We start from the raw sequence: 5884 nt of genomic DNA, 5'->3' as shown, positions 1-5884 counted from the left end.
CTTCGCGGCCGCCAAGGCCGGGCTGCGTTCGCTGAGCCAGAGCCTGGCGCGCGAGTTCGGGCCACAGGGCATCCATGTCGCCCATGTCGTGATCGACGGCGGCATCGACGGCGAGCGGCTGCGCAGCGGGGCGCCCCAGCGCGCGGCGCAGGCCGGCGAGGACGGGCTGCTGCAGCTCGATGCCATCGCCGAGAGCTACTGGCAGCTGCATGCCCAGCATCGCAGCGCCTGGACGCAGGAACTCGACCTGCGGCCGTTCAAGGAACCCTTCTGATTCAGAACGAGGAGCGCATGAGTTCCGCATCGCCATTCAGTCCGCACGAGCATCCGCTCATCGCCACCCTGCCGTCGGTCGAGGCCGAGCTCAACTACCTGAAGCCGGGCCAGGGCCGGCCCGCGAGCTACACCTTCGAGCCGCCGCCGGGCACGCCCTGGGTCACGGGCGAGCTCGAGGCGCGGCGCGTGGCCATCCGCGACGGCCGCCCGCTGGTGGCGCTGCGCGAGCTCTCGCTCGACCGCAGCGGCTTCACCCAGATCGCGCACCGCAGCGTGCTGGCCGACTTCTCGCAGGACGCGACCATCCGCGACATCTACTACCGCGAGTCCGAGGCGCTGCTGCGCGACGTGACCGGGGCCGAGAAGATCGTGGTGTTCGACCACACGCTGCGCGACAGCGCCCAGGGCTCGCGCCGCACCTCGGAACTGCGCGAGCCGGTGCGCCGCGTGCACGACGACCAGACGCCGGCCTCGGCGCGGCGCCGCGTCACCGACCACCTGCCGCCCGACGAAGCGGCCGAGCGGCTCGCGAAGCGCTTCGCGATCGTCAACCTGTGGCGGCCGCTGGCCACGGTGGAGCGGCTGCCGCTCGCGCTGTGCGATGCGCGCTCCATCGATGCCGCGGACCTGGTGCCCAGCGACCTGATCTACCCCGACAAGGTGGGCGAGACCTATTCCTTCACCTGGAACCCGAAGCACCGCTGGTACTGGTTCCCGCGGCTGCGGCCCGACGAGGCGCTGCTGCTGAAGATCTTCGATTCGCGCGAGGACGGCACGGCGCGGCTCACGGCCCACACGGCCTTCGAGGACCCGACCGGCTCGCCCGAGGCGCCGCCCCGGCGCAGCATCGAGCTGCGCGCGCTGGTGTTCTGGGACAAGCCGTGAGCGCGCGCAAGCAGCTGCGCCTGGGCGCCTTCATGCGCCCGGTCAGCATCCACACCGGCGCCTGGCGCTACCCGGGCGCCTGGCCCGACGCCAACTTCAACTTCGAGCGGCTCAAGCAGCTCGCGCAGACGCTGGAGCGCGGGCGCTTCGACGCCTTCTTCATGGCCGACCACCTCGCGCTGCTCAACATGCCGATCGAGGCCTTGCAGCGCAGCCACACGGCGACCTCGTTCGAGCCCTTCACCCTGCTGTCGGCGCTGGCACAGCACACACGGCACCTGGGGCTGATCGCCACCGCCTCGACCACCTTCGACGAACCGTTCCACATCGCGCGCCGCTTCGCCTCGCTCGACCACCTGAGCGGCGGCCGCGCGGGCTGGAACATCGTGACCACCTCGAACCCCGACGCGGCGCTGAACTTCGGCCGCGAGGACCACATGGAGCACGACGCGCGCTACGACCGCGCGCGCGAGTTCTACGACGTGGTGACCGGCCTGTGGGACAGCTGGGCCGACGACGCCTTCGTGCGCGACGTCGACAGCGGCCGCTTCTTCGATCCGGCCAAGCTGCACGTGCTGGCCCACAAGGGCGAGCACCTGTCGGTGCGCGGGCCGCTGCACATCGCGCGGCCGGTGCAGGGCTGGCCGGTGATCGTGCAGGCCGGCGCCTCGGAGGCCGGGCGCCAGCTCGCGGCCGAGACGGCCGAGCTGATCTTCGCGGCGCCGGGCACGCTGGCGAACGCGCGCGCCTTCTATGCCGACGTCAAGTCGCGCATGCGCAAGCTCGGGCGCGACCCCGAGCACCTCAAGATCCTGCCGGGCGCCTTCACCATCGTGGCCGACACGGTCGACGAGGCGAAGGCGATCCGCGCCAAGCTCGACAGCCTGGTGCACTACGACAGCGCGATCGCCTCGCTGTCGATCGCGCTGGGCCACGATGCCTCCACCTTCGACCCCGACGGCCCGCTGCCCGAGGTGCCGCCCACCAACGCGAGCCAGAGCGGGCGCGAGCGCGTGATCGAACTGGCCCGGCGCGAGAACCTCACGGTGCGCCAGCTCGCGCAGCGCCTGGGCGGCTATGGCGGGCTGGCCTTCGTGGGCACGGCCCAGACCATCGCCGACGAGATGCAGGAATGGCTCGAGAGCGAGGGCTCCGACGGCTTCAACGTGATGTTCCCGTGGCTGCCCGGCGGGCTCGATGCCTTCGTCGACCGCGTGGTGCCCGAACTGCAGCGCCGTGGCATCTTCAGGCAGGAATACGAAGGTCGTACCCTGCGCGAGAACCTGGGGCTGCCGCGGCCGGTCAACCGTTTCTTTTCGCAAGATTAGCGGGGCCGGGGCGAGGGGACACTGGGCGCGCCGCCGGCGCGCGGGCGGCGCATTGGCGACAATCGCTCCAATGCGTTCCTCTCCCTTCTTCCGCATGGCCCTGCTGCTGGGCCTGCTCTCCGCCATCGGTCCCTTCGCCATCGACATGTACCTGCCGGCCCTGCCGGCCATCGGCCAGAGCCTGCGCGCCGACATCGGCGCGGTCCAGATGAGCCTCACGGCCTTCTTCATCTCGCTGGGCGCGGGCCAGCTGCTGTACGGGCCGGTTTCCGACATGGTGGGCCGCAAGCCGCCGCTGTACGCGGGCCTCGCGGTGTTCGCGATCGCCAGCGTGGGCTGCGCGCTGGCCACCGACATCCAGACCCTGATCGCGCTGCGCTTCATCCAGGGCCTGGGCGCCGCGGCCGGCATGGCGATCCCGCGCGCGGTGGTGCGCGACCTGCACACCGGCACCGATGCCGCGCGGCTGATGTCGCTGCTGATGCTGGTGTTCAGCATCTCGCCGATCCTCGCGCCGCTGGTGGGCAGCGGCGTGATCGCGGTCACCGGCTGGCGCGGCGTGTTCTGGGCCGTGACCATCGCGGCCGTCGCCGGCCTCGCGATGATGGCCACCTTGCTGGCCGAGACCCGGCCGGCCTCGGAGCGCGTCGAGAGCAGCATCGGCAGCGCGCTCGCGGCCTACTGGCTGCTGCTGCGCGACCGCCACTACCTGGGCCTGGTGTTCATCGGCAGCTTCGCGATGGCGGGCTTCTTCACCTACCTCGCGAACTCCTCGTTCGTGATGATCGACCACTACGGCCTGTCGCCCGCGCTCTACAGCGTGGCCTTCGGCGTGAACGCCGCCGCCTTCTTCGGCGCCTCGCAGTTCAACGGCGCGCTCGGCGAGCGCTTCGGCCTGGCGCGGCTGGTGAAGTTCGGCGTGGCCGGCTGCGGCGTGGCGATGGTCGCCATGTTCGCCTACTACGCCATGGGCGGCGACAGCCTGTGGGTGATGATCGTCCTGTACTTCATCGCCTCGGGCTTCATGGGCTTCGTGATCCCGACCACCGGCGTGCTGGCGCTCGAGATGCACGGCGCCATCGCCGGCACGGCCTCGGCGCTGCTGGGCACGCTGCAGATGCTGACCGGCGCGGTGGCGATGGCGGTGGTGGGCGCCTTCACCGACGGCGGCCCGCTGCCGATGGTGACCGGCATGGCCGCGGGCGCGCTGATCGCCGGCGTGCTGACCTGGCTCACGCTGGGCGGCGACCGCGGCACGCAACCGGCGCGCCGGGTGCAGGAGGCCTGATGAGCAGCGTGGCGGCCAGCGTGGGCACCGAGGGCGGCGCGCGTGTCATCGACGGCCTCGACCAGCCCGCGCGGCGCTGGTCGATGCTGGTCATCATCCTCGGGCTGATCGTCTCGGTGCTCGACGGCACCATCGTCAACCTCGCGCTGCCGGGCATCGCGCGCGAGCTCAACGCCAGCGCCTCGCAGTCGATCTGGGTGGTCAACGCCTACCAGATCGCCATCCTCGTGATGCTGCTGCCGCTGGCCTCGCTGGGCGACCTTGTCGGCTACCGGCGCGTCTACCTGGTGGGCATGGCGGTGTTCACGCTGTCCTCGGCGGCCGCCACCTTCGCCAACTCGCTGACCACGCTGATCGCCGCGCGCGCCTTCCAGGGCCTGGGCGCGGCCGGCATCATGAGCGTGAACGCGGCGCTGGTGCGGCTGACCTATCCGTCCTCGCAGCTCGGCAAGGGCATGGCGATCAACTCGCTGGTGGTCGCCACCTCCTCGGTGGCCGGGCCCTCGGTGGCGGCGGCGATCCTGTCGGTGGCCTCGTGGCCGTGGCTGTTCGCCATCAACGTGCCGCTGGGCATCGTCACCTTCGCGCTCGGCATGAAGGCGCTGCCCTTCAACCGCGTGGTGCCGGCCGCGGGCCTGCGCTTCTCGCCGATCGACGTGACGCTCAACGTGCTGATGTTCTCGCTGGTGTTCCTCGGCGTCGACCGCCTGGGCGTGCGCGAGGGCGGGGTGGAGGCGGGCGGCCCGCCGCTGAGCGCCTGGCTCACGCTGCTGGCCGGTGTGGCGGTGGGCTTCGTCTACCTGCGCCGGCAGCGCTCGCTCGCGGTGCCGCTGTTCCCGATCGACCTGCTGCGCATCCCGGTGTTCGCGCTCTCCATGGGCACCTCGGTGGCGGCCTTCTGCGCCCAGATGCTGGCCTACATCGCGCTGCCGTTCCTGCTGCTCGACGTCTACGGCCGCAGCCATTTCGAGGCCGGCCTGCTGATCACGGCCTGGCCGCTGGCGATCGTGGCGATGGCGCCGCTGGCCGGTCGGCTGATCGGCCGCTATCCCGACGGGCTGCTCGGCGGCATCGGCCTGGGGCTGATGGCCGCCGGCCTGTTCTCGCTGGCGCTGCTGCCGGCGCACCCGATCAATGCCGACATCGCCTGGCGCATGGCGCTGTGCGGGCTGGGCTTCGGGCTGTTCCAGTCGCCGAACAACCACACCATCGTGACCTCGCCGCCCGCGCACCGAAGCGGTGCAGCCAGCGGCATGCTCGGCACGGCGCGGCTCACCGGCCAGACCCTGGGCGCGGTGGTGCTGGCCGGCGTCTTCAGCATCTGGAGCCCGCACGGCGGCCACGGGCCGGTGGTGGCGCTGGTGCTGGCCGGCTGTTGTGCCGGTATCGCCGCAATCTTCAGCAGCTTGCGGCTCAGGACGACGGGACACGCGGGCTGAATAGGTTAGGGTACGGCCCCATGAAGGAAGTACCTGATACGGTGGTATGCCCCGGCTGCGACGCGGTCTATGCCCGCGCCGAACTGCAGCCGCGCGAGGTCGCCCATTGCGCGCGCTGCGGCACCGAGATCGGCCGCCATCCGGGCGCGCAGGAAAGCCGCATCCTGCCGCTGACCGTGACCAGCCTCATCATGTTCGCGATCGCCAACCTGTTCCCGATCGTCGAGATCGAGCTGCAGGGCCTGCGCAGCCAGACCACGCTGGCCGGCGCGGTGGTGGTGCTCGGCGCCGAGGGCATGTCGGTGGTGGCGCTGCTGGTGCTGGCCACCACCATCCTGTTCCCGCTGCTGCAGCTGTGCATCCTGGTCTACCTGCTGATCCCGCTGCGGCGCGAGCACCGGCCGCTGGGCTTCGCGATCCTGGTGCGGCTGATGCAGTCGTTGCGGCCCTGGGGAATGATCGAGGTGTTCCTGCTCGGCGTGCTGGTGGCCGTGGTCAAGCTCTCGAGCATGGCGACGGTGGTGCCCGGGCCCGCGCTGTGGGCCTTCGTGGCGCTCACGGTCACGCTGACGGCGGTGCTGTCGTTCAACCCGGGCGCGTTCTGGGAAATGACCTTCCGCGCCGCCGGTGACGAGGACGCGGAGAGGGCTTCCGCATGAAGTTCCCTT

General features: G+C 71.2%; 6 protein-coding genes. All 6 read left to right on the top strand.

Annotated elements, in window-relative coordinates; translation table 11 throughout:
- Window positions 1–274 (top strand): Rossmann-fold NAD(P)-binding domain-containing protein (locus AC27VN_RS30425; protein WP_490878967.1); only part of this gene is annotated, 274 nt, incomplete at its 5' end.
- A 17-nt stretch (window positions 275–291) separates the two neighbouring features.
- Complete coding sequence (locus tag AC27VN_RS30420; RefSeq protein ID WP_490878966.1) at window positions 292–1161, top strand: CmcJ/NvfI family oxidoreductase; 870 nt, start codon at window positions 292–294, stop codon at window positions 1159–1161.
- A 32-nt stretch (window positions 1162–1193) separates the two neighbouring features.
- Window positions 1194–2489, top strand: coding sequence for an LLM class flavin-dependent oxidoreductase (locus tag AC27VN_RS30415; RefSeq protein ID WP_490878968.1), 1296 nt, complete (start codon window positions 1194–1196; stop codon window positions 2487–2489).
- A gap of 70 nt (window positions 2490–2559) precedes the next feature.
- Window positions 2560–3777 carry a multidrug effflux MFS transporter gene (locus AC27VN_RS30410; RefSeq protein WP_490878965.1) on the top strand — a complete coding sequence of 406 codons (1218 nt, stop codon included), beginning with the start codon at window positions 2560–2562 and terminating at the stop codon, window positions 3775–3777.
- Window positions 3777–5216 carry an MFS transporter gene (locus AC27VN_RS30405; protein ID WP_490878964.1) on the top strand — a complete coding sequence of 480 codons (1440 nt, stop codon included), beginning with the start codon at window positions 3777–3779 and terminating at the stop codon, window positions 5214–5216. The genes AC27VN_RS30410 and AC27VN_RS30405 overlap by 1 nt, the downstream gene beginning before the upstream one ends.
- A gap of 20 nt (window positions 5217–5236) precedes the next feature.
- On the top strand, window positions 5237–5875 hold the full coding sequence (locus AC27VN_RS30400; protein WP_490878963.1) for a paraquat-inducible protein A: 639 nt from the start codon (window positions 5237–5239) through the stop codon (window positions 5873–5875).
- Window positions 5876–5884 lie beyond the last annotated feature (9 nt).

This window comes from Variovorax sp. 20P10.2.4, assembly GCF_058244205.1.
Note: the sequence above shows the minus strand (reverse complement) of the source record. Positions and strands in the feature narration are given on the sequence as shown.

Excerpts from the sequence above, each read along its gene's own strand:
- AC27VN_RS30420 (WP_490878966.1), top strand. The coding sequence starts at position 292 with ATGAGTTCCGCATCGCCATTCAGTCCGCACGAGCATCCGCTCATCGCC.
- AC27VN_RS30415 (WP_490878968.1), top strand. The coding sequence starts at position 1,194 with ATGCGCCCGGTCAGCATCCACACCGGCGCCTGGCGCTACCCGGGCGCC.
- AC27VN_RS30410 (WP_490878965.1), top strand. The coding sequence starts at position 2,560 with ATGCGTTCCTCTCCCTTCTTCCGCATGGCCCTGCTGCTGGGCCTGCTC.
- AC27VN_RS30405 (WP_490878964.1), top strand. The coding sequence starts at position 3,777 with ATGAGCAGCGTGGCGGCCAGCGTGGGCACCGAGGGCGGCGCGCGTGTC.
- AC27VN_RS30400 (WP_490878963.1), top strand. The coding sequence starts at position 5,237 with ATGAAGGAAGTACCTGATACGGTGGTATGCCCCGGCTGCGACGCGGTC.